Source organism: Bacterioplanoides sp. (genome assembly GCF_965226395.1).
GTDB lineage: Bacteria > Pseudomonadota > Gammaproteobacteria > Pseudomonadales > Oceanobacteraceae > Bacterioplanoides.
The window spans coordinates 2,053,939-2,080,318 of the sequence record NZ_OZ245358.1 but is presented as its reverse complement, the minus strand read 5'-3'; the positions used below and the strand labels follow the sequence as shown (position 1 = coordinate 2,080,318).

The 26,380-nt window shown below is 48.0% G+C and carries 25 protein-coding genes and 1 pseudogene; 11 read left to right on the top strand and 15 right to left on the bottom strand.

Annotated elements, in window-relative coordinates:
- Position 1: 1 nt before the first annotated feature.
- The 3 genes from ACO05E_RS09530 to ACO05E_RS09520 all read right to left on the bottom strand — a co-directional run bounded on the left by ACO05E_RS09530 (position 2) and on the right by ACO05E_RS09520 (position 4,677).
- Positions 2 to 1,090, bottom strand: coding sequence for a mechanosensitive ion channel family protein (locus ACO05E_RS09530; RefSeq protein ID WP_419812702.1), 1,089 nt, complete (start codon positions 1,088 to 1,090; stop codon positions 2 to 4).
- Positions 1,091 to 1,262: 172 nt separating this feature from the next.
- Complete coding sequence (locus tag ACO05E_RS09525) at positions 1,263 to 2,609, bottom strand: DUF1329 domain-containing protein (RefSeq protein ID WP_419812701.1); 1,347 nt, start codon at positions 2,607 to 2,609, stop codon at positions 1,263 to 1,265.
- Between the two features lie 10 nt (positions 2,610 to 2,619).
- Positions 2,620 to 4,677 (bottom strand): DUF1302 domain-containing protein, encoded by a 2,058-nt coding sequence (locus tag ACO05E_RS09520; RefSeq protein WP_419812700.1) that lies wholly within the window; start codon positions 4,675 to 4,677, stop codon positions 2,620 to 2,622.
- 304 nt (positions 4,678 to 4,981) lie between these two features.
- On the opposite strand from ACO05E_RS09520, the gene ACO05E_RS09515 reads away from it, so the two are divergent.
- Positions 4,982 to 5,701 carry a Crp/Fnr family transcriptional regulator gene (locus ACO05E_RS09515; RefSeq protein WP_419812699.1) on the top strand — a complete coding sequence of 240 codons (720 nt, stop codon included), beginning with the start codon at positions 4,982 to 4,984 and terminating at the stop codon, positions 5,699 to 5,701.
- On the opposite strand, the gene ACO05E_RS09510 is transcribed toward ACO05E_RS09515, so the two are convergent.
- A complete protein-coding gene (locus ACO05E_RS09510) occupies positions 5,687 to 6,565 on the bottom strand; it encodes a LysR family transcriptional regulator ArgP (RefSeq protein WP_419812698.1) in 879 nt (292 codons plus the stop codon). The genes ACO05E_RS09515 and ACO05E_RS09510 overlap by 15 nt on opposite strands.
- Positions 6,566 to 6,699: 134 nt before the next feature.
- Between ACO05E_RS09510 and ACO05E_RS09505 the strand changes: the two genes are divergently transcribed.
- The 3 genes from ACO05E_RS09505 (at position 6,700) to ACO05E_RS09495 (ending at position 9,865) form a co-directional block, all read left to right on the top strand.
- Positions 6,700 to 7,326, top strand: coding sequence for a LysE/ArgO family amino acid transporter (locus ACO05E_RS09505; protein WP_419812697.1), 627 nt, complete (start codon positions 6,700 to 6,702; stop codon positions 7,324 to 7,326).
- Between the two features lie 191 nt (positions 7,327 to 7,517).
- On the top strand, positions 7,518 to 8,831 hold the full coding sequence (locus ACO05E_RS09500; RefSeq protein WP_419812696.1) for an acetyl-CoA hydrolase/transferase family protein: 1,314 nt from the start codon (positions 7,518 to 7,520) through the stop codon (positions 8,829 to 8,831).
- A 110-nt stretch (positions 8,832 to 8,941) separates the two neighbouring features.
- Positions 8,942 to 9,865 carry a hypothetical protein gene (locus tag ACO05E_RS09495; protein ID WP_419812695.1) on the top strand — a complete coding sequence of 308 codons (924 nt, stop codon included), beginning with the start codon at positions 8,942 to 8,944 and terminating at the stop codon, positions 9,863 to 9,865.
- Positions 9,866 to 9,875: 10 nt separating this feature from the next.
- On the opposite strand, the gene ACO05E_RS09490 is transcribed toward ACO05E_RS09495, so the two are convergent.
- From ACO05E_RS09490 to ACO05E_RS09480, 3 genes are all read right to left on the bottom strand, one after another.
- Positions 9,876 to 10,904 (bottom strand): hypothetical protein, encoded by a 1,029-nt coding sequence (locus tag ACO05E_RS09490; RefSeq protein ID WP_419812694.1) that lies wholly within the window; start codon positions 10,902 to 10,904, stop codon positions 9,876 to 9,878.
- A gap of 96 nt (positions 10,905 to 11,000) precedes the next feature.
- Complete coding sequence (locus tag ACO05E_RS09485; protein ID WP_419812693.1) at positions 11,001 to 11,459, bottom strand: hypothetical protein; 459 nt, start codon at positions 11,457 to 11,459, stop codon at positions 11,001 to 11,003.
- A 185-nt stretch (positions 11,460 to 11,644) separates the two neighbouring features.
- A complete protein-coding gene (locus ACO05E_RS09480) occupies positions 11,645 to 12,544 on the bottom strand; it encodes a hypothetical protein (RefSeq protein ID WP_419812692.1) in 900 nt (299 codons plus the stop codon).
- A 99-nt stretch (positions 12,545 to 12,643) separates the two neighbouring features.
- Here ACO05E_RS09480 and ACO05E_RS09475 point away from each other — a divergent pair, with 99 nt between their 5' ends.
- The gene (locus tag ACO05E_RS09475) at positions 12,644 to 12,769 is read left to right on the top strand and encodes a hypothetical protein (RefSeq protein ID WP_419813694.1); all 126 of its coding nucleotides are present in this window, start codon (positions 12,644 to 12,646) and stop codon (positions 12,767 to 12,769) included.
- Here the strand turns inward: ACO05E_RS09475 and ACO05E_RS09470 are convergent.
- Positions 12,751 to 12,890, bottom strand: a pseudogene (locus tag ACO05E_RS09470) (transposase); the annotation flags it as partial. The gene ACO05E_RS09475 and the pseudogene ACO05E_RS09470 sit on opposite strands and share 19 nt — an antisense overlap.
- A 74-nt stretch (positions 12,891 to 12,964) precedes the next feature.
- Positions 12,965 to 14,008: a hypothetical protein gene (locus ACO05E_RS09465; RefSeq protein WP_419812691.1), complete on the bottom strand. Its 1,044-nt coding sequence runs from the start codon at positions 14,006 to 14,008 to the stop codon at positions 12,965 to 12,967.
- A gap of 301 nt (positions 14,009 to 14,309) precedes the next feature.
- Between ACO05E_RS09465 and ACO05E_RS09460 the strand changes: the two genes are divergently transcribed.
- Together ACO05E_RS09460 and ACO05E_RS09455 are read left to right on the top strand one after the other, a co-directional pair.
- Entirely contained in the window at positions 14,310 to 14,540 is a 231-nt protein-coding gene (locus ACO05E_RS09460) for a type II toxin-antitoxin system ParD family antitoxin (protein WP_419812690.1), read from the top strand.
- A 4-nt stretch (positions 14,541 to 14,544) separates the two neighbouring features.
- The gene (locus ACO05E_RS09455) at positions 14,545 to 14,859 is read left to right on the top strand and encodes a type II toxin-antitoxin system RelE/ParE family toxin (RefSeq protein ID WP_419812689.1); all 315 of its coding nucleotides are present in this window, start codon (positions 14,545 to 14,547) and stop codon (positions 14,857 to 14,859) included.
- Positions 14,860 to 14,912: 53 nt separating this feature from the next.
- Here the strand turns inward: ACO05E_RS09455 and rlmB are convergent, their stop codons facing one another.
- The 3 genes from rlmB to ACO05E_RS09440 all read right to left on the bottom strand — a co-directional run bounded on the left by rlmB (position 14,913) and on the right by ACO05E_RS09440 (position 18,999).
- Positions 14,913 to 15,653, bottom strand: coding sequence for a 23S rRNA (guanosine(2251)-2'-O)-methyltransferase RlmB (rlmB, locus tag ACO05E_RS09450; protein WP_419812688.1), 741 nt, complete (start codon positions 15,651 to 15,653; stop codon positions 14,913 to 14,915).
- Positions 15,654 to 15,854: 201 nt separating this feature from the next.
- Positions 15,855 to 18,509 (bottom strand): ribonuclease R, encoded by a 2,655-nt coding sequence (gene rnr, locus ACO05E_RS09445; protein ID WP_419812687.1) that lies wholly within the window; start codon positions 18,507 to 18,509, stop codon positions 15,855 to 15,857.
- Between the two features lie 118 nt (positions 18,510 to 18,627).
- The gene (locus tag ACO05E_RS09440; protein WP_419812686.1) at positions 18,628 to 18,999 is read right to left on the bottom strand and encodes a gamma-butyrobetaine hydroxylase-like domain-containing protein; all 372 of its coding nucleotides are present in this window, start codon (positions 18,997 to 18,999) and stop codon (positions 18,628 to 18,630) included.
- Between the two features lie 134 nt (positions 19,000 to 19,133).
- Between ACO05E_RS09440 and ACO05E_RS09435 the strand changes: the two genes are divergently transcribed.
- Complete coding sequence (locus ACO05E_RS09435; RefSeq protein WP_419812685.1) at positions 19,134 to 20,768, top strand: methyl-accepting chemotaxis protein; 1,635 nt, start codon at positions 19,134 to 19,136, stop codon at positions 20,766 to 20,768.
- 118 nt (positions 20,769 to 20,886) lie between these two features.
- Here the strand turns inward: ACO05E_RS09435 and hslU are convergent, their stop codons facing one another.
- On the bottom strand, positions 20,887 to 22,233 hold the full coding sequence (hslU, locus tag ACO05E_RS09430; RefSeq protein WP_419812684.1) for an ATP-dependent protease ATPase subunit HslU: 1,347 nt from the start codon (positions 22,231 to 22,233) through the stop codon (positions 20,887 to 20,889).
- Positions 22,233 to 22,778: an ATP-dependent protease subunit HslV gene (gene hslV / locus ACO05E_RS09425; protein WP_419812683.1), complete on the bottom strand. Its 546-nt coding sequence runs from the start codon at positions 22,776 to 22,778 to the stop codon at positions 22,233 to 22,235. The genes hslU and hslV overlap by 1 nt, the downstream gene beginning before the upstream one ends.
- A 119-nt stretch (positions 22,779 to 22,897) precedes the next feature.
- Here hslV and ACO05E_RS09420 point away from each other — a divergent pair, with 119 nt between their 5' ends.
- On the top strand, positions 22,898 to 23,401 hold the full coding sequence (locus tag ACO05E_RS09420; RefSeq protein ID WP_419812682.1) for an FKBP-type peptidyl-prolyl cis-trans isomerase: 504 nt from the start codon (positions 22,898 to 22,900) through the stop codon (positions 23,399 to 23,401).
- A gap of 152 nt (positions 23,402 to 23,553) precedes the next feature.
- Here ACO05E_RS09420 and ACO05E_RS09415 read toward each other — a convergent pair whose 3' ends face one another.
- A complete protein-coding gene (locus ACO05E_RS09415; protein ID WP_419812681.1) occupies positions 23,554 to 23,955 on the bottom strand; it encodes a hypothetical protein in 402 nt (133 codons plus the stop codon).
- A 107-nt stretch (positions 23,956 to 24,062) separates the two neighbouring features.
- On the opposite strand from ACO05E_RS09415, the gene ACO05E_RS09410 reads away from it, so the two are divergent.
- Both ACO05E_RS09410 and ACO05E_RS09405 read left to right on the top strand, forming a co-directional pair.
- Positions 24,063 to 24,647 (top strand): LPP20 family lipoprotein, encoded by a 585-nt coding sequence (locus ACO05E_RS09410; protein ID WP_419812680.1) that lies wholly within the window; start codon positions 24,063 to 24,065, stop codon positions 24,645 to 24,647.
- A gap of 100 nt (positions 24,648 to 24,747) precedes the next feature.
- On the top strand, positions 24,748 to 26,280 hold the full coding sequence (locus ACO05E_RS09405; RefSeq protein ID WP_419812679.1) for a hypothetical protein: 1,533 nt from the start codon (positions 24,748 to 24,750) through the stop codon (positions 26,278 to 26,280).
- The last annotated feature ends 100 nt before the right edge of the window (positions 26,281 to 26,380 follow it).

Here is a 26,380-nt window from a genome sequence, read left to right as displayed (position 1 = left end):
CTTATTTCGCCATTAGTGCTGGCGGCAAGTTTTCTACCTGCATTCCTTCCACATGTAATGTTCGGGTTGGGAAGGCACAATCGGCATCGTGCTGATGAATAATATCGAGTATTTCTAACAGCACGGTTTGTTTCACTTGGTGATACTCAATCCAGTCAGTGGTTTTGGTAAAGGTGTACACAAAAAAGTCGAGGCTGGAGGCACCAAAGCTATTGAAATTCACAATCAGCGTTTGCTCAGCATCAATATCCGGATGCTGACGCAAGTGCTGCTGCACCGCCTTAATAATCGCGGGCAGTTTTTTAGAATCCTGATAACGCACGCCAATGGTTTCATAGATGCGGCGGTTTAACATACGCGATGGGTTTTCCACCGAGATATTGGTAAACACCGAGTTGGGCACATATAAGGGACGCTTATCGAAGGTACGGATTAATGTCACCCGAAAGCCGATTTTTTCTACTGTGCCTTCAATCGAGCGATCCGGTGAGCGAATCCAGTCGCCGACTTTAAACGGGCGATCCAGATACACAATGATGGAGCCAAAAAAGTTAGCCAGTAAATCTTTGGCGGCCATACCCACAATTAATCCGCCTACACCACCAAAGGCGAGAATGCCGGAAATGGAAATGCCCAATAACTGGAAGATGGGCAACACAATTAATACCGTCACCACCAGCTTGGCAACTTTGCCCACCAGCTGCACCGTGGTTGGGTCAGAACCTTTATCAATCTGACGATGTTCAACCCGGTTAATTAAGCGCCAGATGGCCCAGGCCACCAGAATAATCAGCGATAACTGGCGCACCACTGGAATACTGGTGACGATTTCCGACGAGAAATGACGAGCAGAAATATCCGCCACCCAGGTCATGCCAATGGCAAAAATAATCCAGTTGATCGGAATGCCAATGGCGTCGATCACCACATCATCCCAGCGGTTTCTGGTTTTTCCGGCCAGCTGCAACATACGTTTACGGGCGATGCGCCAGCCAAGTCCGGCGACCAGAGTAATGGTCAGCGCAATACTGACATCCCAGAACCAATCGTAATTCTGCGCTAATAAATCATTCCACCAGGCAAGTTCCACTGCGTTCTCCTGTTTGCTGTGCCATAGGCCAATAATAAGTGGATGGCTCCACTGGAGTAAACGACGGACAAAAAATAGGAGTAAACGACGGGCAAAAAATAGGAGTAAACGACGGGCAAAAAAAAGCCGCCCCGGAGGGCGGCCAAAAGATGGTCGAATCTTTGAATCAGCCTTAGCGACGGCCAGAGCGACGCAGTGCTGCTGGGGTGTACTGCTTGTGGCTACGCTTAACACCGAAGTCGTAAGCGTTTTCTTCTTCGTTGGTCAGACCCAGTACCAAGTAACGGCCAGAGTTCAGATCGTACAGAGCTTCGAACGCGAAGTAAGGAACGACATAATCGTAGAACATCATGTTGTGCGCTTCAGCCACACGCCATAACTGACCACGGCCATCGAAGTGATCAACCGCAGCGATCTGCCAAGTATCTTCGTCGATGTAGAAAGTACGCTTTGCATAGATGTGACGCTTGCCTTCTTTCAGGGTTGCTTCCACTTTCCATACACGGTGCAGCTCGTAACGTGCCAGATCCTGGTTCACGTGACCGGCTTTTACCACATCGTCCAGCGTGTGTTCGTTGCTGTTGATGTTGTAAGAGTTGTACGGAATGTACATTTCTTGTTTGCCTACCAGTTTCCAGTCGTAGCGATCTGGCGCACCGTTAAACATATCGAAGTTATCCGTGGTACGCATACCGTCAGACGCGGTACCCGGGCCGTCGTAAGAAACTTGTGGCGCACGACGAACACGACGCTGACCAGCGTTGTATACCCAGGCACGACGAGGTTCTTTTACCTGGTCCAGTGTTTCGTGTACCAACAGAACGTTACCGGCTAAACGTGCTGGCGATAAAATGTCCTGCTTGAAGTAGAACAGTACGTTCTTATCTTTGTTTGGATCCAGACCTTCCAGATTCTGACGGAAAGTGTATTCGTCACGGAAACGAACCGGCGTGTACACACCATCAGCCTGTGGTGTTACCTGTACCGAGGTACGGATCAGGCTGCCGCCACGGTAACGTACGATGTGGTTCCAGATCGCTTCCAGACCGTTCTCGGGGAACGGGAATGGCACGCCACCTTCTGCAAAGTTTTCAACACCGTTACCGCCATCAACCAGACGTGCGGTACCCGCATTTTGTTTGGTTGCATCGTATACCGACTGTGGGAACGCTGCCGTACGGTGAGTTGGGTATACCGGAATACGGTAAGAGTTCGGGTAGCGCTTAAACATCGCCAGCTGACCTTCACTCAGTTTCTCTTTGTACTGTTCTGCATTTTCAGCAGTGATCACAAACAGAGGTTTTTCGTCTGCAAACGGGTTCGGCAGGTTGTCACCCAACTTGTGACCTTCAGGCGCGGTGTATAAACCACCGTCCCATGCAGGGATGTCGCCCTGAGCCGCTTTGGGTGCGCCGATTGGCGTCAGTTCGTTGCCTAATTGCTCAGGCGTTGCTGCCAACACGCTCTGGCTAACCAGAGCGGCGGCAACCAATTTTGCAAATGTGCTTAATTTAGCCATTATTATTGCCTCAGAAAGAATATTTAGCCGACAGATTTAAGGTGTCGTGATTTTTCAGGATGTTGTACTTACCGCCGCTGTAGTTGGTGTAAGCAATTTCAGCTGACATCGAATTACGGTAAACAAATTCAACCGCCAGACCCGTGGTTAAACGATCATCAATAAACTGAGAACCTGGCTCCGGGCCATTACCCTGGTCGTAAGCGACGGATAAACGCGGCGCCACATTAACACCGGCAAAGGCATTGTTATAGTTAAGAGTTGTGCGTAAACGTAACCCGCCAGACCACTTATCGGTAAAGCCTTCGTCATTACAGTTTTTCGGCGTGATATTAGGAGCAACAGGCAGTGGACCATTAGATGTTGGCAATGGTCCTTCACAATAATTAAAGTTAGGAGCAGGGTTAGGAACAGTGTCATTCACAGTCCAGACACCGGCATTATCCCCTAAACCATAAGCACCATGACGGCCATAACGGGCATCATCCAAGCTTGGCAGATCCGGGATATAGTTAACGCCCACTTCCGCCACAATCGCTAACTGATCCGCGGCAAAAATACGGTCAATGGTCTGGATATAGCTAACTTGTGCTTGCCAAACATCAAACTCATCAAAGGCCTCGAATTGCTGGCCAAAGATCTGAGTTTCATCCCCACCCACTTCTTCCAGGCGACGCTGGTACAAGCGTGAGGTTGGAATGCCGGCACCGGCTACCAGTGTCTCCAGTGAGTTCCACTGTAATGGTGTATCCGGCTTATAGCTGACTTCACCCGAAACCGAAGCACCGGTGGCTGCGGTTGTCGCAAAGCTGATACCCATAATCTGTTGATCTTCCGGGTAAATAATCTGATACGACGGGAAATTACCGTTAATAACCGGATTAGGATTCACCAGATTACGCTGATACACTGTTTGTGCCTCACCAAGTAACCGTTGTGCTTCAGCTGCATTACCTGCTGCTGCAGCTGCCTGAGCCTGACCAACTAAGCCCTGAAACGCTGTGCGGTCACCCGAAGCAGCAAAAGCTAGTTGATTCAGGTTAGACGTCACACCACCAATTAATGGCAGACGGCTATGCAGGTTCATAAAGTAGAAGCCGTATTCGGTATCGGTGTACTCATCGTCATACCAGCGTAATGCCACACCGTACTGACCAGAATCACTTGGCTCATCATCTTCTAAACGCTGAGCAACCGGAGTAAAGATACGTGTACGGTCGGTTGGATTCGCTGGATCAAAACGCTGCAGATCAGCCAATTCAGCATAATAGCGTTGCAGAATTTCGCGCTCATCTTCAGTGCCACCCAGTACTACCGGGCCACAGCCATCGGCAACAAAGTCAGCAGTGGAGAACAGGGTGCCACAGGAATCTGGCTTGGTTTTTTCCCAACGCAGCTGATAGAAAGCCTCTAAGCTGGTGTTGGCGGTTAAACCAATGGAGGTGTACAACATCTCAACCGGTAATAACCCTTCTTTAATTTCAGCACCTGGCTTACGGAAAGCCGATGCATCGACTGGGTTAATGCTGTTAATACCACCCTGAATAAAGGTACTTTCGCCCCAGCTGATTACCTGACGACCTAAACGTACGTTGATGGGTGTATCGCCAGCATAGAAATCACCCCAAACATACGCATCCAGCAGCTCGAAATCTCGACCGGCGTTTTCTTTGGTTTCACTGTTGTAATCTTTAAATTCCGGCGTTTCGTCCATAATGGCAGCATCGTAGTACGCACGACCGCGGAATAATGCACCATAGTTGTCGTATTGCAGTTCCAGCTCGGTGGTCCACTTAGCCACGTGTGTGTAAACGTCGCCTTTTTTGTAGTTCAGCGTACCGTCGTCGAAGCTGTACGAAGACGCTTCACCACGAACACCCACCGCTTCACCGTTGCCTGGATGAACCTGTTCATCCAGCGGCTTTTCCAGACGCCAGCCAATACCGTAACTAATGGTGTTATCCCATTGGGCCTGAACACCACCAAAGTTGAACTCAACAGCCTGTACCGAAGCGGCACTGCTGATGGCCAGAACCAGTGGCAGTTTTGCGAAAGCTTTTACAGCCATTATTTCACCCTGCGTTGTTATGTTTATGCCGGTGCGGGGTGCACCAGAATGATCTTTATGGCTGACGGCCAGTTACTGGCCGCCAAATTTGGGCGCGATCATGTCAAACAACAAAGTGTGTCGTCTGTCACTTTTGTGACAGACAAATAGTGTATCAATTCGGGCCATGTTATTATTTGCGCAGTATTGACCCTAAGGCACGGCACTTGTGCTACAAAAATGTACTTGTGCCGCTAAACGGTATTTGTGCCATTAACAGCTTTTGTACAGCTAGCCAGCATTTGTGCCACTAACGAGCAACACTATGAAACACATTTCTCACGTTCTTGATCCGGTATCTGAAATCAGCAATGAGCTGAAAGCCGAACTGTGGCAGCGTTCCGCCGACCGCAATTACAAGGCCGGGGATATTGTGGTGTTTCAGGGCAATCCGGTGCGTGAGGTGTATCGCCTCGAAAGTGGCAAAGCCAAGATCTCGTCGTACACCGAAAACGGTCGTGAGATTATTTTGTCGAAGATCTCAGCCGGTGATACCTTTGGTGATACAGCCGTACTCGACGGTATGCCCAGTGCCTATAACGTCGAATGTTCGACCGATTGTGTGTTGCGGGTGTTGCCCAGTGACGAATTTCTGGCCCTGTATCAGCAGTATCCGGAATACGCTTATGGCTTATGCCACAAGTACAATCGTCAGGTTCGGGTGTTGTATGAATTGTTGGTGGAAGCCCGGGCTATGCCGCTGCAAAAGCGCTTGGTCAGCATGTTATTTCGTGGTTACCACACCCATACCAGCAGCAATCAGAAAGGCCGTTATCTGGATTTATCACAAGATGAACTGGCCAGCATGCTGGGTACGGTACGCCAGAGCATTAACCGCGAGCTGAAAAAACTCGAAGCCGGTGGTTATCTGGATATTATTCACGGCAAGGTATACCTGACCAATATCGACAAGCTGCGCAACGACCATAAAGATATTATTCACGATAACTTTCTGACCCCGTACAAAGAGCTACAGCGGCAATAACGCGCGGGCGGCCTGTTGGGCACTGGCATGGCGTAACTGCGCCATGGAATCGCTTTCGGTTTGCCAGTAGTGCCAGTACAGCGGCACATCCAGCACAGTGTCGGGGGTCACATTAATCAGCTCTCCTGCCGCCAGATGATGTTTTACCTGTATTTCCGGAATCATGCCAAAGCCCAGCCCGGCCAGTGCCATCTGCACAAAACCACCACTCGACGGCACCCGCTGAATCCGCCCCGGAGCATCCAGCTGCAACGCCTGTAAAAACTGATGCTGCAACTGATCATCACCACTAAAGCGTAAACACGGCGCCTGTTGCAGCCATTGATGACCTTGGGTTTTTCCGCGATAACGCGCGATAAATTCCGGGCTGGCCAGTGCCATATAACGCAATGTGCCCAGCTTCTGCACCAGGCCACCGTTAACCGGCTGGGCGCTCTCGCAGATACAGGCCATGACCTCGCCGTTTTTCATACGTTTCAGCCCAACCCGCTGATCTTCAATTACCAGATCAAAGTTCATCCGTTGACTATCGCGGCATGCAGCCAGTGCCGGAGCGAGCCAGGTATCAATGGAGTCGGCGTTCACCGCCAAGCGAATATTCAGCTCTGCCGTCGGTTCATCACTGACCCGTAAGCCCTGCTCTAATTGCTTCACCTGCTGCAAATGGTTACTGAGCTGACGCCCTAACTCGGTTAACCGCGGTGGACTGGTGCGCAGTAACACCGGTTGGCCTAGTTTAAATTCCAGCTGGCGAATCCGCTGGCTGACCGCCGATTGTGAAATATTCAGCACCTGAGCAGCCTTCTCAAAACCGGCGTGTTCAATCACTGCCGACAACGCCTCCAGAGCGCGATAATCCATCATAAGATTAACTTATATCCCATTAAATTTATGAGTTGGACTAATAATAGCGTCCGCCCTATTGTTCACGCAATTCAACCCTCAACAGCCACTTTTCAACACCAACCCTCCAACAACGACAAATCTAAGGCATCCTTGTGGAATCTCAGTTCAACGAAATCATCACTGTTCTCAGTACCGGCTTTTTAGTCACACTCGGCTTGATTGTGGCGATTGGTGCCCAGAACGCCTGGGTACTGAATAAAAGCCTGCGTGGTGAACACCCCTGGGTGATCACCAGCGTGTGTGTGTCGCTGGATATTTCTCTGATTGCCATTGGCGTTTACAGCATCAGCACCATTCAGCAATGGATGCCCGACCTGATTCCGGCAATCACTCTGATGGGCGTGGTGTTTTTGTTGTGGCTTAGTGGTCAGTCGTTTTATCGCGCCTGGCAAGGCGGCGAAAGCCTGACCACAAATGAAGGGATTGAATTAGGCAGCCCATGGCGCAGCGTCGGCCAGGTACTGGCGATCAGCTTACTCAACCCACATGTGTATCTCGATACCGTGGTATTAATCGGCAGTGTTGGCGCACAACAAACGTTGCCTATCTGGTTTATTGTGGGTGCTGGTTGCGCCTCCGCCTTGTGGTTTTTTTCCATTGCTGCCGGGGCGAAATTATTACGGCCAAAACTCAGCGAGCCGAAGCATTGGCAAATGCTCGATACCTTTACCGGTATTTGTTTATTGATTGTTGCGTTACTGATGGCACAAAAACTGTAACAGCACTGAGCGATAACAGCATTGAGCGGTAACTAAGGCGTCTGGCTGACAACAATGTTGAATTTGTCGGCCATCTGAGCTGTCCTTGATACACCTCATGAAACTGTCATACAGAGTTCATAGACAGGCCATAACAGGCTGCTACAGTGACTGGAGTTACTTTATCTTCTCTCAGTTAGCGGGAATCGCAGATGGACATTGCCAGCCTTTACGATCAAAAACTCACCTCGGCCGAACAAGCTGCCGGTTACCTCAACGATAACGATAACCTGATTCTGGGTATGAGTGTCGCTATGCCCCCGGCACTAATGCAGGGTGTTGCCACGGCGTTAACACAACGCCAGCTGGAGAAGATCAACCTCTACTATATGCACGGTACACAGGCGTTATGTGACACCTTACTGGTGCCAGAGCTGGCCGACCAGGTAACCCCTCGTCCGCTGTTTATGAGTGGCCACGACCGTGAAGCGCTGAAGAAATTACCCCAGCGCAACATGCTCGAATTTGTGCCCGCCACTTTTCATCAGGTGGGCCGCTTATTAACCGAAACCATCGAACCGCATTGCTTTATGGTGACGGTATCGCCGATGGATAAACACGGCTATTTCAGTCTGGGCACCAATGCCGATTATGGTGCCAGCGTGATTCGCAAAGCCAAACGTGTGATTGTTGAGGTGAACGAAAATATGCCGCGCACCTTTGGTGAATGCTCGGTACATATTTCCGAAGTGGATGCCATTATTGAAAATCACACCCCGCTGATTGAAATTGCCGCCAAACCTCCCGGCCGTACCGATGCGTTAATTGCCGAGCAAATTGTCAGCCATATTCACGACGGCGACACCTTACAAATGGGCGTTGGCGGCGTACCTAATGCGGTGCTCAGTTATTTAACCCAGCATAAAAATCTCGGCTTACACTCAGAATTATTCAGCCCGGCGATGGTGGATTTAATTAAAGCGGGTGTAATGAACGGCCGGTTTAAAAACTGGATGCAACACAAGCACGTGTTTACCCTGGCTCTGGGCGATAAAGCCATGTACGACTTTATGGATGATAACCCGTCGATTGTTGGCTATCCGGCTTCCTGGGTAAACAACCCTAATATCATTCAGAAAAACCGCAATATGGTATCGGTTAATGCCGCTATTGAAGTCGATTTAACCGGCCAGATTAACGCCGAACAATTGGCCGGTCACCCCTTCTCCGGCACCGGTGGCCAGCTCGACTTTGTGCGCGGTGCTTACGCCTCCAACGGTGGCCGGTCTTTTATTGCCTTACACTCCACTGCCAAACAAGGCAGCCTCAGCCGCATTGTGCCGCAGTTACAGGGCGGCGCGGTAACCGACCCACGCATGGACACTCAGTTTGTGGTGACAGAATACGGCTGCGCGGATATGAAAGGGCTCTCCCTGCCGCAACGTGCCAAAGCCTTGATTGGTATCGCCCACCCACAATTCCGCGATGAATTAAGCGCCAAAGCGCAGGCACTGGGGTTGTTGTAAGAGGGGGCTGTCGTAAAAGAGAGTGCTGTAAAAGGAAAAATAATAAAGCCTTAACTTCTCCGGTTTCAGTCGTTATTCTGAAACCGGAGTCATCAGTTGCAGGAGCAATCATGAAAGCGTTACCCGCCGTCGCCGTTTCGTTGGCACTGAGCAGCCTGAACAGTGTTGCTGAAGATATCAGAGATGATGAAAACTACGTTCCCGAGGCGTCTTCCGGCCACCTGATTTTCACCTATTTCGACAAATCCGAAATTACCAATATTGATAATGCAGACCCGGAACCAGAGTCAGTACAGCTCGACACCAGCCTGAAACTACCGCTGGGAAGCTCCGGTGATATCGACAATGGATTATGGGTATATAGCTTTGTTTTAAAAGAGCGTGAATTCCGTTTTGATAAAGCGGCAACTATCCGTAATAACCCGGATGATGACACTATTAAACAACGCTTGTACGAAATTAATGTGCCCATCACTTATTTAATTAAAAACGATAATAACTCACGCTGGGTTTTTAATATTGCTCCAGGGGTTAAATCGTCATTGGAGAACTTTGGTACTGATGACTTAGCTGCCAACGCTGTTGTTCAATACACCAGCGATCTTGACGGTCATGGTTATAACCTGGGTGCGGTATACACTCACCGCTTTGGTGAAGGTAAATTATTACCTCTGGTCAACTATCGTTACCAGAGCGGAAAATATTTAAGTATGGTGGTTGGTTTTCCATATTCGCGCTTCAGTTTTTCACCCAGCAAACGTCAGCACTACTTCGCCAAACTGACTCCCGAGGGTGGTAGCTGGCATGTTTATAATCAGGGTGATAAAAACGACACCTTTGATTTTGAACAAAAAGCCTTTCGCTTTGGTTTCGGCGCAGAATTTAATGCTTATAAATCATTATGGTTAGGCGGTGAAGCCGGTATGCAGTTTGGTCAGGAGATTAAACTGGATAATGAACAAGGCGAAAGCGGCACGCTGGAGCTGGAAAACAGCCGTTATATCCAGCTAACCGCGAAGTTACGTTTCTTCTGATTCTAACCGCTTATTGATCGCGCCACGCTTCTAACTCTAAGCGCACCTCATGAATGGTTTCTGTCACCCAGACAGGCAGATTCCATTCATGCACATAAGCACGACGAGCGGCAATAATTTCTGGCTGCAAATCATACGGCAGCACTTTAAAATCATCCCGGTTAATCATACGACGAGAATAATTACCGTAACGGCGTGGCACCTTACCACCATCACAGCGTGGCTGATGTTGTTCAAACTGTTGTAATAATGTTTGGGTGCGTAATGCCGAGCAGTTAATACTCTCGTCCCAACCATAATCGACATAATCATCGAAATTAAATGGAGTTTTTTTTACCCAGCGCTGATGGTCACAAACAATATAAGGCGACTGAAATTGTTGAGTTAGTGGGTCGGCATAATGTGCCAAAATACGATTCCAGAATCGCATGCCATTAAAGTTAGCGACTAAATCTGCGTATGAATACACACCGGTGGTTTGCGCACCAAAGTATAAGGATTCGGACCACTCTCCATACAGCAGCCCGGCTTCAATACCGCCACTCATCCGGTCGGTAATTTCAAAGTAGGTATTGCCTTCAGTGAAAAAATGCCCGAGCTTGTCACTTCCCAAATAAACATAATTAATACGGATAACCGCCGCTACCCGCTCGCTGATCACCAAACTGGGAGCATCCACCCGCTCAAAATCACGGTATACCGAATCTTCAAAACCGACCCGACGTTTATCAACCTGAGGCGATTCTTCGGCAAAAATTTCGAGCTGCCCAATTAATGGTTGTGCTAATTGCGAGCGCAACTGGCCGTAGAGTCGCTCAACGTCACATTGAGGACGTCTGCGATGATGCAGTTTTTTCTTTTGCAGCGGTTGAGGGTAATAAGAATTGGCGTTATCTATTGCCAACTGAATACGGCGATTCACCTCAGCCTCAATCACGGCCGAACTGTCTTTCAGATGATTGATGTCGGTAAACTGGTCAACTTCAGCGGCTTGCACGCATGGGAATAAAAAGCACAGCAACAACAACCAGATTTTCATAACGCCCCCTTGAATGAAGCCGGGGAGTATAACTGCTGAGGCTGGTAAGGTGGTGTAAAAAATTAAGGCGTTTTCAATAAAAGTGAGGTAAATAAATCAGATACACGCCGTGCCTAACGGGCATAAGTACACGGTATAAACCCAGTCATTATTAGAGCCAGCAGCACAACGCGTGTCCGTTTGAAAGCCTAAATTACGTGTCGTGAACGTATGATAGTTAGGCTCTGATACAACCAGCCCTACTTGATTACCATCCAGAAATGGCGACTGATTAAAGTAGTTCCCTGTCGTATTTTGATAAATAGCCGCATCCGGGGGAAGATCGGAATTAATCGAGTGAACTTCAACAAGAGCGGTCGATATAGACTCTTCAGTTTGAGAGTTAAATACTGCTACGGATAGAGAAGGCGAAGGATAACCAAGGCAAGTTGCTTCGGGAGTATCATTACGATCCACAGGGCTTGATAACTCTGGGTCTGATGAGGCGTTTGAGCCTAAACAGCCAGTCAGGAATATACTGAATGGCAATAACATACCTGCAGTAAGTAATTTCATATCATTTCCTTGATTGCATTACATTCTGGTCGTTATTTGGTGCACGGCTCTAGGTTGCTAACAATAAACTCAGAATATTACAGAAAAAAGAAATATCAATAACTCAGGTAGGCTTTATCGGGGCAAGATCATAGTTTATCAATCGCAAATTGGAGGAGCCAAGATGGATTCCTGACCCGCTGGGATCATTCAACCAAGTAGAGTGTTGGTTTCATACTCAGCCGGAGATTGCTTCCCGATTTCATATTTTTCAGCCGCGTGAGCGCGTCTTTATTTCCGTGCTCGGCCGCTTTTCGATACCAATACGCCGCTTTTGAAACATCGGCTGGTAAATTGTGAGCACCATACTCATAAATACTACCAAGATAAAGCTGGGCTTTGACCAAATTTTGCTCAGCTGCTTTATTTAAAAGATCAACCGCCTTAACGGCATCCGGTGCCACGCCAAGCCCTTCATAGTATATCCCACCTAGATTGGCTTGCGCATATTTATTACCTTGTTCTGCTGCTTTCTCAGTCCAATAAAGGCCTTGTTCAACACTTGCTTCAACACCTCGACCATGAAAGTACATCGTGCCCAATCGCATTTGGGCACCCACATGCCCTGCTTCTACCGCTTTGCGGCAATACTCAACAGCTGTAGAAAAATTTTGTTTAACGCCATGCCCTTTAATATAAAGTGAAGTAAGCAAATCTAAAGCATCAATATTGTCCTTCTCGGCGGCTTTACGCGCCCAATAAACAGCTTGAGGAATACCCGATTCCTCCAGGGTTCCATCAAAATACAACATGGCGAGCATATACATAGCATAGGACTCTTCTTGCTCAGCAGATTTTCGAATCCAGTATTCGGCTTTTAAATCGTCTACCTCGACACCTAGGTCACCCATTAAATAAATCATCCCGACACGAAGCTGAGAAAGAGCATCCCCTTGGGAGGCTACCTTTTCATACCAGAACAGGGCTTCAGCGAAATTTTTCTCAATACCTATGCCCTCGCGATACATTTCAGCGAGACGCAGTTGTGCATCTTCAACATCTTGACTGGCTAATTGAAGCGCCTCTTCAAATTTTTCTTTACTCATTGTGGTAACCATAAAAATCTAACAGCAATTAATTGTAAGCATCCTACTATCACAGGTCATCACGATCAGGTACACAAGAAAACGCTCACTGCGTCATACATGAATCATTTGAACCAGCGGGCCGGTCATATTCTGTTGATAGATATTTTTCTCGACTTCACCGGGGGTGCCACCAATCCAGACTATATGGGGCGGTCACGCCATCACGACAGCATGAACGGATGAATGTCGAGTGTATTGGCTACTTCTTGAACCTGGATACCTGAGTAAAACTCAGCTGAACGGCTTGTACTTTAAACTCGTTGAAATATAGCCAAGTCTTTCTCGGGCTGTTGTACTTCGGCATTGGACACCTCAACTTAATTAGATTTCGGCGTCCGTTTTATCGGGGAAAAATCACAGTCTCGCTTGCTTAATTTGTTACTTATCTTCTCCTTTATCAATATTTCCTGCCTTTTTCATTAATAAATCAAGCATTTGCTCTTCTTCAGGTGAGAGCTCAGTACTGGTATCTTCCTCAGCTTCAGCTTCATATACTGGAGGTGTTTCCTTGTTTCGACTCCAAGGGGAAACTAATAGTTTTGGCTCAGGTTTCATAAGCTGTTTAGGTGCATGCGAACTCTCTGATTCTAGTTCTGGTATTATAACTCCAGCCTCAAAAAACTGAGTGACTCCGCTAATAGTCTTTCTTTTTAGTAGCTCAGCCTGCTCTCGCTCTATAGCCCCGCTATCTTTTAAGCGATCAATTTTTTCCAATATGGGAAGAGATTCAGAAATCAGACTTAAAGTTTCACTTGCCTCTCGATGTCTATGCAAAACTCTCCGATCCCAAATAGTTATAATTATCTCTTTAACTTGTTCTACTACCTTTGCTAGACCAAGAAAATCAAAAGATTTATCACTGCCAGAATCACAGGCAAGTACAATTAATTCATTTGGACTTTCATTGTCGATCGTGGATACCACCTCGTACAAGTCGGCGATAGAGCTCAATGCAGACGTTAATCGTTTAGGGCTAGAGAACTGTTCATCATCTTCAAGTATTAATAGGGTTAATAAAGTCTTACCTTTCAGTTCTTCAGGGATATCTCCAGATTGATCTTTAATATCTTGTACGTAGTGTTGCTTTGATAGCATTAATAACTTAGGTAGGTGATTTAGAGCGAAATTTACACTTGAATAAACCTCGTGGATACGACCTGATGGCTCTGAAAGGTTTTGCCAAAAGTCAGGGGTCAGCAGATCGTCAATGCCGATAATGCGGCAAACTTCAATGTCATCATCGCTATAATTGCTCGTTGCTAGCATATATTTGTGGAAGATTTTTAATGGTAATGAATTTTTATTTTCACTATCTCTCCCCCTATAATGCTCAAATATATTATCAATAAACCCCTGAATATCACAATCTTGTAAATCTTTTATTATTCTAGATACAGAGTTATATATTGCTTCTCTTCTCATGATTTAAATGGTCCTTTTTGATATCTTTGATACATAACAGTTTATTCGTATGTGCGCCTTATATCTTGGCGAAAATATCTCAAGCTTCTTCCGGTAAGTAACTGAGTTCACTCTGAAACCTTCCTTAGCAATCTTATTCCCTTCCAGAAAAGCGTGCACGCACACTATTTCAGCCACGGCATGCCTACTATCTTCTTTAGTGTTTAAATTATCACCAGAAGAGGATACGGGCAACCCACTTTACTTACCACCATAAGCAGCTCAAAATATACCAATATGTAATACATCATGGGTGATCCAAATGGCACGAAATACCAGTGTAACGATTGGCCAGCATTTTGAATCCTTTATAAATCAACAAGTTACCGATGGTCGATACGGTAGTGCCAGCGAGGTCGTGCGAGCAGGCTTAAGGCTTCTCGAAGAGCAAGAGGCTAAGGTAAAGCAACTGCGAGCCGCTCTGCTAGAAGGTGAGCAAAGTGGCTTTGTTGAATACAGCTATCAGGAATTTATGGATAGCCTGGAAAAATAAGCCCATGAAAAAATTCAGGCTCTCAAAAGCAGCCGACGCTGACATGCGTAAGATTGCAGAATATTCCTTGCGCCAGTGGGGTAAGAAACAACAAAGAGCTTATATTGGCGAACTATTTGACGCTTTCGGCAGACTGGCAGAAACACCTCAAATAGCTGCTGGCATTGATAATGTCCGCTCAGGATACAAAAAATTCCCTCAAGGTAGCCATATCATCTTTTTCCGTATTACCGGAACGACAGATATAGAAGTCATTCGTGTTCTGCATAAAAATATGGATATTGAAACTCAGATTATTTCCTATAACGAAGACAATTGACCAAATAAAAATAGCGCCAGAACGGCGCTATTCAGAGATGGATAATTCGCAAATTACAGCGAGCCACGCTGGCGCACTGCCTCAAACAAACAAATCCCCGTGGCAACAGAAACATTCACCGAGCTGACTTCACCCGCCATTGGAATATTCACTAAAAAGTCACAATGCTCGCGTGTTAAACGTCGCATGCCCGGGCCTTCAGCGCCCATTACCAGCGCCAGTGGGCCGGTCATATTCTGTTGATAGATATTTTGCTCAGCTTCACCAGCGGTGCCACCGATCCAGATACCACGTTCCTGTAGCTCTTTCATGGTACGCGCCAGGTTCGTTACCTGAATATAAGGAACGGTCTCTGCCGCACCACAAGCAACTTTAGCGGCTGTTGCATTTAACGGTGCTGATTTGTCTTTTGGTGCAATCACCAGATGCACACCGGCGGCGTCAGCAGTACGGATACAAGCGCCCAGATTATGTGGGTCAGTCACGCCATCAAGAATCAGAATAAATGGATGACCTTCGATGTTATCCAGCACGTCCGGCAGTTGTTTTTCACTCATGCCTTGTACCGGTTTACGCAGTGCAATAATACCCTGATGGTTGCCATCGACCTTCTGGTTCATTAAGCCTTTATCGGCTTCACGAATTAATAAACCCTGTTCTTCGGCCAACTCCAGCACGCGTTGCATACGTTTGTCCTGGCGGCCTTTTAATACCCACACTTCAACAACCTGATCGGCGCTGCGTTGTAATAACGTGGTGACGGCGTGTAAGCCATAAACGGCTTCTAATTTCATTTTAATTCTCCGGCTATCAAACAATAGCCCAACTTGATTCTGTTCTTAGCGAGAAAAAGCCAGTATTTTTCAGCCGCCGCGCCGAAGGGCCATCCCTGGCCCTGCCGCGCTACCGCAACATCCTGTTGCTGCTATTGAAAAACACTGACTTCTTCTCTACGACTTAATCCCTGCTATTTTGAATTCGTTAATTAAAACGAACTACTTTTTCTTCAGGGGCTTACGAGCCGTCTTTTTGCTGTGCTTAGCCTTTGTCGTTTTAGACTTAGCTTTGGTCGCGGCACCGGCTTTTTTAGCATTCAGTTTCTGACGTTTACTTGGCTTTCTGCCGGCGCTTTTTTTCGCCGCCGGCTTTTTCGAAGAACGTTTGCCGTCATCATCCGAATCATTCGCCGCACGACGACCTGAAGTTTTATCTGCCTGCGCTTTTTTAAAGCTGTCACGCTGGGAACGGCGTGGTTTTGAACCTGATTTATTACCCGAGTCTTTCTTACCAGGCTCTTTTTTACCAGGCAATAGCTCCTCAGTTTCTCCCTCAGCGCCACGTCTACGCGGTAATCGTGTCGGGGTTGGCAGGTCAGCCGCACTACGGCGGTTTTTATTCATAGGTGCGGTGGTTAATTCAAAGTCGATTTTACGATCGTCCAGATCAACATCAACCACGCGAACCCAAAGCTTGTCACCTAAGCGGAAACTACGACGAGTGCGCTCGCCCACTAACCGATGTTTCACCGCATCAAACTGGTAATAATCGTTTTGCAGCGTGGAGATATGCACCAGGCCTTCGACATAAATATCTTTTAATTCGACAAATAATCCAAAACCGGTGACCGCCGAAATCACGCCTTCGTATTCACCACCAATATGATCACGAATATATTCGCACTTGAGGAAGTCCATCACATCGCGGGTAGCATCGTCAGCACGGCGCTCTGTAATCGAGCAATGCTCACCCAGGCTGATCATACGCGCCGTGTCGTATGGATAAATCCGCCACTTCTGCATCGGTTTGGCGTCTTCCACACGACGCACATGGCGACATTCAATTTCGCTGCGAATCACATGGCGAATACCACGGTGTACCAATAAATCCGGGTAACGACGAATCGGCGAAGTAAAGTGGGTATAGGCTTTATAGGCTAAACCAAAGTGGCCTTCGTTCTCCGGGTCGTATACGGCCTGAGATAACGAACGCAATAGTACCGTTTGAATTAAATGTGAATCCGGGCGGTCTTCAATTTGTTTCAACAGTGCCTGATAATCTTTTGGCGAAACTTCTTTGCCTTTATGCAGCGATAAACCTAATTCACCTAAGAAGCTGTATAAATTTTCCAGCTTCTCCTGACTCGGGCCTTTATGCACCCGGAATAATGCCGGGATATCGTAACGCTGGAAGAAATCGGCTGCACACACGTTGGCCGCCAACATACATTCTTCAATCAGCATATGAGCGTCGTTATGCTCGGTTGGCACAATTTCCTGAATCTTACGCTCGGCATCGAATACGATGCGGGTTTCGACGGAATCAAAATCCATAGCACCCCGTTGCTCACGGGTTTTGCGCAGCAGCTTAAACAGCTTATAAAGATTTTCTAAATGCGGAACAATCGGACGATAATGTTTGCGCCAGGCTTTGCCATCTTCGGTTAATGGCTTCTGCAACATGTCCCACACTTTGTTGTAGGTTAACCGCGCGTGAGAGTGAATCAGGCCTTCCATAAATTTGTAGCCGGATAATTTACCCGCTGCCGAAATAGTGATTTCACACACCATCACCAGACGATCCACTTCCGGATTTAACGAACACAAACCGTTGGATAATTTCTCCGGCAGCATTGGCACAACAAAGCCCGGGAAATACACCGAGTTACCACGCTCATACGCATGATCGTCTAAGGCTGATTTCACTTTGACGTAATGCGATACGTCAGCGATGGCCACGTATAAACGCCAGCCATCAGTGTTTTTATTTGGCTCACAATAAACCGCGTCATCGAAGTCACGCGCATCTTCACCATCAATGGTAACAAACGGCAGATGACGTAAATCGATACGGTTTTTCTTATCGGCGGCTTTGACCTGCTCCGGTAATTTTGCGGCTTCGGCCACCACTTCCTCTGGCCATTCTGCCGGAATATTATGGCTGCGAATGGCTACGTCGATTTCCATGCCCGGCGCTAAATGTTCGCCTAACACTTCAATCACCTCACCCATGGGCAAGGCACCCGGACGTGGTTGTTGGGTGATCTGAACCACCACAAACTGACCGTGTTCAGCTTTATTACGGCCAGCAGGTGGTACCAGGATTTCGTGGCTGACGCGTTTATTGTCAGGTTGTACGACACCTACACCGGCCTGATCGAAATAACGGCCAACAATCTGCTGGGTATTACGCTCCAGCACTTCAACAACTTTGCCTTCCGGACGACCACGGCGATCTAAGCCAAGAATCTGCACGGCAACTTTGTCACCATGAAACACCTTGCCCATCTGGCGATTCGACAGATACACATCGTCGCCACCGTCACGTAGCACAAAACCAAAACCATCCCGGTGGCCCATCACCATGCCCGTCACTAAATCCGCTTTGCTCATCGGCATAAACTGATTACGGCGGTTGGAGATCAGCTGACCATCACGCGACATCGCAATTAAGCGACGACGCAGTGCTTCGACCCGCTCTTCATCAGTTTCGCCCAGCGCAGCACAGACATCGGAGTGTGTCATCGGATGGCCCTGCTGCTCCAGCAACATCAACAGTGCATCACGGCTGGCAACCGGGTTGTCGTAGCGTTGCGCTTCGACGGCGGCATTCGGGTCTTTAAATCCCTGAGAAGGTTTTGACTTTTTTGTCATGGAATCCTGATATCGGAAATGTCCGTAGGTCGGTGCGCAGGTTTTGCAATAAGAAGGTTTGCAAGCGTGAAGTCGCACCCAACCGGTGAATGATGGCTACAGTATAACCAGAAAGCGATTATAAGGCTTTAAAGTTGATGGCGGCGGTCTCGCGGCTCTGTCCGGCGTCTTCCAGACGCTGCAGGTAATCAGCCCAGAGTTCGTCCTGATTCAGGCATAAATGGTGCAGATACTGCCAATCGTATAAGCCCGAGTCGTGGCCATCGTCGAACGCCAGTTTCAGAGCATAGTTGCCAGCAGGCTCCATGCTGAGTAACACCACGTTTTTTTTACCAACCTGCAACACCTCATTACCGACCCCATGACCACGCACTTCCGCCGAGGGGGAATACACCCGTAACAGCTCAAAACTGAGTTGATAGACGTCATCACCGTAGCCCAGCTCAATACAGCGACTGCTTTTACGTACCTTAATGGAGGATGGAATCATATCGTTATGTCCTAAAAACAGAATCGTTATTCTAAGGAATTCTAAGGTTTTCGTCTCTACCACCATATGCCCGCAGAATCATACTCTATACTTACCGAAAATTGCCCACATGATAGATATGGAGATAGACCTGAATGGATTGGTTACGTACCTTTAGTATCCGCTCAAGACTCTGGTTTTTATTAGCAACGTCAATCAGTTGTATTTTATTTGTACAGATTTTAGACATCAGTGAGAACCACGACTCCTTGCTAAAAGCGCGACAACAAACCTTGCAACAACAGGTTGAAACTGGCTACAGCCTGATTCAGCACTTTTATAACCTGCAACAACAAGGCTTATCGGAAGCCGAAGCTCAGAAACTGGCCGGGGATGCCATCCGGGCGCTGCGTTACAGTGGTAATGAGTATTTCTGGGTTAACGATTCCCAACACAAAGTTATTATCCACGGCTCTAAACCAGAGTCGGAAGGTAAAAGCCTGGGAGGCCTGCAAGACCCTAACGGTGTGTACGTTTATCGCGAGATTGTTATTACCGCACGCAATCATAGCCAGGGTGGGTTTGTGCGTTACGACTGGCCCAAAGCCGGTTCTGATCAACCACAGCCTAAGGCCAGTTTTGTGAAACGTTTTCCTCAGTGGGACTGGATTATTGGCAGTGGTTTGTACCTGGATGATGTTGAACAGGCTTTCCAGCAGAACTTACTGGCGCTGCTCTTAAAAAGTGCTCTGGTGCTGGGTTTGTTAATCACTATTCTGCTGATGATTTCATCCAGCATTCGCCAACCACTGAATCATGTGGTTGAAGCATTGCACAATATTTCCCGGGGTGAAGGCGACCTTACTCGTCGACTACCCATTCGGGGTAACGATGAAATTACCCAGATCGCTCGCACCTTTAATCATTTTGTCGAACAGATTCAGGCGGTGATCAGCCAGGTCAAACAGTCCAGCAGCCGTGTATCATCAGGTTCACAGGACATCGCATCTTTTGCCAGCTCCATCCGCCAACTAACCAATAATCAGCTGCAGCAAAATGATATGGCTGCTACTGGTTCGGAAGAAATGACGCAAACCATCCGCGAAGTCGCCAGTAATGCCGAGCAGGCTGCTGATGCCGCACGTCAGGCCGATGATGATGCTAAAGCCAGTACTCTGATCATGCAGCAAACTCAGCAACAGATCAGCGAATTAGCCGACGACATTCATCATTCTCAACAGGTCATTACCCAACTGCGTAATGAGACCGATGGCATTGGCTCGGTATTGGATGTGATTCGAGGCATTGCCGAACAAACCAATCTGCTGGCATTAAATGCGGCGATTGAAGCAGCACGCGCCGGTGAACAAGGCCGTGGGTTTGCCGTGGTAGCCGATGAAGTGCGCACCCTGGCGTCACGCACCCAGGAGAGCACCGAGGAAATTAACCGTATGATTACCTCCCTTCAGGAGCAGGCCAGTGAGGCGGTGACAGCCATGGAGCGCAGCGCCGGATCGTCGGCAACCACTTCGGAGAAATCTCAGCAAGCGGCAGAAACCATCGCCCGTATTCACGATGCCATCTCGACGATTTCGAATATGAATATGGGGATTGCCTCAGCCGTTGAGGAGCAAAGTGCCGCCGCTAATGAAATTAACGGCAATATTATTCAGGTGGTTCAATCCAGTAATGATATTGACCAAACCATGGATAAAGCCGAGAGCGAAACACAGGCGCTGCTGCAAAGCAGTGATCAGCTGAATACTCTGGTTGAGCGGTTTAAAATCTGATATCGGTTGATACAACAATTACCAGACATAAAAAAATGCCGCAAATGCGGCATTTTTTATGTCTGGCTCCCGCGTTCTGCGTGGGAGTCAGAGTAGAGCAAATGAGTGTAAGAATGTCTTACAGAATAAACTGACTCAGATCCTGATCCTGCACCAGATTACCCAGCTGCTCGTTAACGTAAGCCGCATCAATCACTACCGCTTGCGACATATCGGTTGCGTCAAAAGAAATCTTCTCTAACAGACGTTCCATAATAGTATGCAAACGACGAGCACCAATATTCTCAGTACTTTCGTTCACTTCAAAGGCAATTTCTGCCAGACGCTTAATGGCATCATCGGCAAATGAAATAGCCAGCCCTTCGGTTTCCATCAGAGCAACATACTGCTGCGTCAGGGAAGCATTTGGCTCGGTTAAAATACGCTCAAAATCACCCGGAGTTAATGCTTCCAGTTCCACACGAATCGGCAAACGACCCTGTAATTCCGGAATTAAATCGGATGGCTTCGACAGGTGGAACGCACCAGATGCGACAAATAAAATATGATCGGTTTTGATCATGCCGTATTTGGTTGAAACCGTGCAGCCTTCGATTAATGGCAGCAGGTCACGCTGAACCCCTTCACGGGAAACATCACCACCAGAACCACTTTCCTGACGTTTAGCGACCTTATCAATCTCGTCGAGGAAGACGATGCCATTTTGCTCAACCAGTTCAACCGCTTTGGCTTTCACTTCGTCCATATTCAGCAGCTTGGCCGCTTCTTCGTCACGCAGCTGCTTTTTCGCATCGGCGATTTTTAATTTACGCGTGGTTTTTTTCTCGCCACCCATGTTGGAGAACATGTTCTGCAGCTGGCTGGTCATTTCTTCCATGCCAGGAGGTGCCATGATCTCTACGCCAACATTCGGCGCCTGGGCGATATCGATTTCAATTTCTTTATCATCCAGCTGACCTTCGCGTAATTTTTTACGGAAAATCTGGCGGGTACTGGAATCTTCCGGCTTAGGCTCTTCAGTAGTATCCCAGCTGGTCGAAGTGGATCGTGCCGGTGGCAACAGGGCATCCAGAATACGTTCTTCTGCCGCTTCTTCAGCGCGCAGAGAGACTTTTTCCATCTCCTGTTCACGCAGCATTTTTACGCCGGTTTCCACTAAATCACGGATAATGGATTCCACGTCTTTACCCACGTAACCCACTTCGGTGAACTTGGTTGCTTCAACCTTAATAAAAGGCGCATTCGCCAGCTTGGCTAAACGACGGGCAATTTCAGTTTTACCCACACCGGTCGGGCCAATCATCAGAATATTTTTTGGCGTCACTTCATCGCGCAGCTCAGCGTCCAGCTGCATACGACGCCAGCGATTACGCAGAGCAATAGCGACGGCACGCTTGGCATTATTCTGACCAATAATATGACGGTCTAATTCGTGAACAATTTCACGCGGGGTCATCTGACTCATTATTTCGCTCCCGCTACATCATTAGCGTTTAAACTTTCAATGGTTAAATTGGTGTTGGTAAACACGCAGATCTCACCGGCAATATTTAAGCTTTTTTCGACAATATCGCGGGCACTTAATTCAGTGTTGTCCAGCAGTGCACGAGCCGAGGCAAAGGCAAAATTACCGCCCGAGCCCACACCAATTAAGTCATCTTCCGGCTGCAACACATCGCCGTTACCGGTAATGATCAGAGAAGCGGTGTGATCGGCAACCGCCAGAATCGCTTCTAACTTGCGCAGCGCACGGTCGGAACGCCACTCTTTTGCCAGCTCAACCGCCGAGCGGGTCAACTGACCATGGTGTTTTTGCAGTTGTGCTTCAAATTTTTCAAACAGCGTAAACGCGTCCGCCGTACCACCGGCAAATCCGGCAATTACCTGACCGTTGTACAAACGGCGAACTTTACGGGCATTACCTTTCATCACGGTATTACCCAGAGAAACCTGGCCGTCGCCGCCAATTACCACTTCATCACCGCGGCGTACGGATACAATTGTTGTCATCGCTAAATCCTGATTCTGTTAGCCTGAACTTCAAATATGGGGACGCGATCAGAGAGTTCAAGAGCATTGCCAGAACCGCAGCCAACACCGATACTGCGCGCCGAAAACAGGAGATCATTATGAAAATCGCAAAAGATACCGTCGTCCAGCTGCATTACAGCCTGTACGACGACCAGGGCAATCTGATTGAAAGTACACAATCGACCGGCGGCGACCCGGTTGCTTATCTGCAGGGCCACCAGAATATGATTCCGGGCTTTGAAAAAGCCGTGACCGGGATGGAAGCCGGTGAACAACAGAGCTTCACGCTGGAGCCCAAAGATGCCTACGGTGAGCGTAAGGAAGGCAACGAGCAGCGTATCCCGGTGAAGCACTTACAAGGTGCAGGCACTGCTAAAAAACCAAACTGGCGTAAAGGCATGGTGGCCTGGGTAGAAACCGAGCAAGGTACACGTCAGGTTACCGTGGTGAAGGTTGGCCGTTTTATGGTGGATGTCGATACCAATCATCCGTTAGCCGGTCAGGCGCTGCGTTTTGATGTGGATATCGTTAATGTGCGTGCTGCCACACCGGAGGAAATTGCTCATAAACACGCCCATGGTGTAGGTGGTCATCAGCACTAATTGCTGTTTTTCTGAGAAGGCAGCACAAACAGAACTGAGGCGCTTTTTGCCGCCGTGCCGAAGGGCCATCCCTGGCCCTGCCGCACGGACGCGACATCCTGTCGCTGCTTCAAAAGCCCCTCAGCTCTATTTGTTAATGAACAATTTAATTGTTACTCAGCAAACACCCATACATAATATTCATCCCGCTGTACGTCGTACCAGGATTCTTTCACCCGCGTTCTGACGGTGACCTGACTGACCGTTTCCTGCGTTTCTTTATTTAACGTGACATGCTCCCGATCATTGTGCACCCGGGTTGTTAAGTGAGACACACTGCTTACCTCAACCCCCTGACGCGCGGCCAGCCGCTCACGGGCACGCTGCACGGCACATTCCTGTTGTGCATAGTGGCCCTTAATATGAAAACCACAGGACGCAACCACCCCGTCACCGGGATTCAGCAACCATTCAGGTTGCCCCTGCTTTACTGGTAATTGTGTACATGCTGACAGAGAAAAAACGATCATAACGACGCGTAATTTTGTGTTGAAAGCGGTTATGGTCTGGCGCATTGAAGGGTCCTTTTATAAGACGGATATCTGTGTGGCATTTTGCCATAGCATTCGCTATTCTCGACAAACATTCTTTATAAACTGCCGCTTCACTCGAGGAGAGGAAAATGATGGTTCGTAACCTTTTTGCTGCTGCCGCTGCGACTTTGCTGGTCGCTTGTGCATCTAACCAACCTGCACCACAACAACCTGTTGCCAGCTGTGTGTTTGCTGACGGTTCAGGTCAGGCTGCTCCTGAGTGGGTATGTGGCGCTCCGGTTGCCGGCGTCGATCTTTCTGCAGTTGGCTACGCTGATAAGTCCGGTGCTGGCCCTAACTTTATGAAACAAATGGCTGCTACGGCTGCTCGTGTTGAACTGGCGCAAACCATGAAAGTTGAAGTTCAGAACATGATCAAGCAATACGCCGAAACCACCGGTGCTGGTGATAGCGAAACTGTTGATCGTGTAAACACCTCGGTAACCAAGCAAATCACCAAAGAAACCTTAGTGGGTTCTAAAATCTTTCGTCAGATGCCAACCCCAAGCGGTGGCATGGTGGTTCTGGTGGGCTTAGACGCTGACACCCTGAATCAGCTGGCTGAGCAGGCATTAAAAACCTCAATGAACAACGAACGTGCCCTGTGGCAAAAATTCCAGGCCGAAAAGTCTTTTGACGAACTGGCTTCTGAAATTGCCAATTTGGAAGAATAAGTCTGTCTTTATATGACGACTTAAAAAGAGCCGGCGTTTGCCGGCTTTTTTTGTTGGCCTGGTAATATCCCGTCCTAAATAGCGTTGGCAGGAGAACATCATGAAACAGATACTGATCAAAAGCGTTTTGCTGTTTTCTGCAGCATTGTTAAGTAGCCCATCGCTGATGGCCGAATCACAACTTACATCTAAGCCACAGCTGAGTGAATATGAGAAGTGGAAGCAAAAAGAGCTGAACAACTTTCAGAGCTATCTGGATGAAAATGACAAAAGTTTTATTCAGTTTCTCAAAGCACAATGGCAGCCGGTTAATGTTGAGCCGGAAACGGTACGTGATCCGGCTCCCAAGCCAACTGTGTTCCCAAAAGCACCTGATATTCAGCCTGATGTAGCAGAAACACCGGCTCCGGTTATCAAGCCCAAACCAGTAAAACCTAAACCTGCCGTTTCAAAACCTGACGTTCCAATACCAGCTGTCACGAAGCCTGCTGTTCCAAAACCGGATAGCACAGATAGAAATCTGGCAACCGAACTGGAAAGCAAAAATATCCGCACCGCCAAATTCCGCTTTTATGGCAACCCGGTGGCGATTCAATATCCCAAAAGTTTTAAACGCATTTTTGCCGGTAAAATTAACGGTGAAAAAATTGCTGGCTATTGGCAATACCTAGCCAGCCAGGAGCATCAGCCCACCATCAATCAGCTGCTGCAAACAGCACAACAATTAAATCTGAATGACTGGGGAACAGCTCTGCTGTTTGATCAGTTTGCCGGTAGCCTGCTGCGCCAGCAAACCAGCCGCCGCTTAACCACCTGGTTTCTGTTGGTAAAAGCTGGCTACGATGCTCGGGTAGCCTATAACAACAATCTGTTTTTATTGCTGCCATCGCAGCAGGAATTATTTGGCACCACTTTTTTCAACCTTAATAACAGGCGTTATTATGCCGTGAACCTGAATGGTAAATCACTGAAACCCGGCAAAGTATTTACCTACGATAAACAGCATAGTGCCGGTTCTGGTCAGTTAGATTTCAGCCAGCCAAATGCCTTTATTGCTCAGGGAAAAACGGAAAACCGAACGCTATCATTCCAGTATGATAACCGTGACTATCAATTAGCCATCAGCTACCCAAAACGTTATGTAGACTATTTCAACAGCTTCCCGCAGCTCTCTCTGCCCAATTATTTTAAAGCGGGCTTACCCGCTGTCACGGCGGAATCTTTGTTACAACAATTGCGTCCAATCGTTGACGGGCAAAGCGAGCAGGAAGCCGTTAATCGTTTATTACGGTTTGTCCAAACTGCTTTTAAATACAAAACCGACGACCAGCAATTTAAGCAGGAAAACTATCTCTTCCCATTAGAGACGCTGCATTACCCTTATTCCGACTGTGAAGACCGTGCGGCTTTATTTGCCTGGCTGACTGAGAATTTGCTGGGGCTGGATGTCATTATTCTGGATTTTCCGGGTCATATTGCCACGGCGGTTCATTTTAATAGCAAGGTCAATGGCGATGCCTGGCAGTATCGGGGCAAACGTTATGTGGTCGCCGATCCAACCTATATCAATGCCAGCGTAGGCATGACCATGCCGCAGTTTGCAGGTATTTCCCCTAAAGTTGAGCCGTTCTGATTTCCTCTCCTCCAAATGGCATCACGCCTTTTGGAGAATAAGGACAGTACAGATTTATATTTCCAGAGCAGCGACAGGATGTCGCGACTCTTGTTAGCAG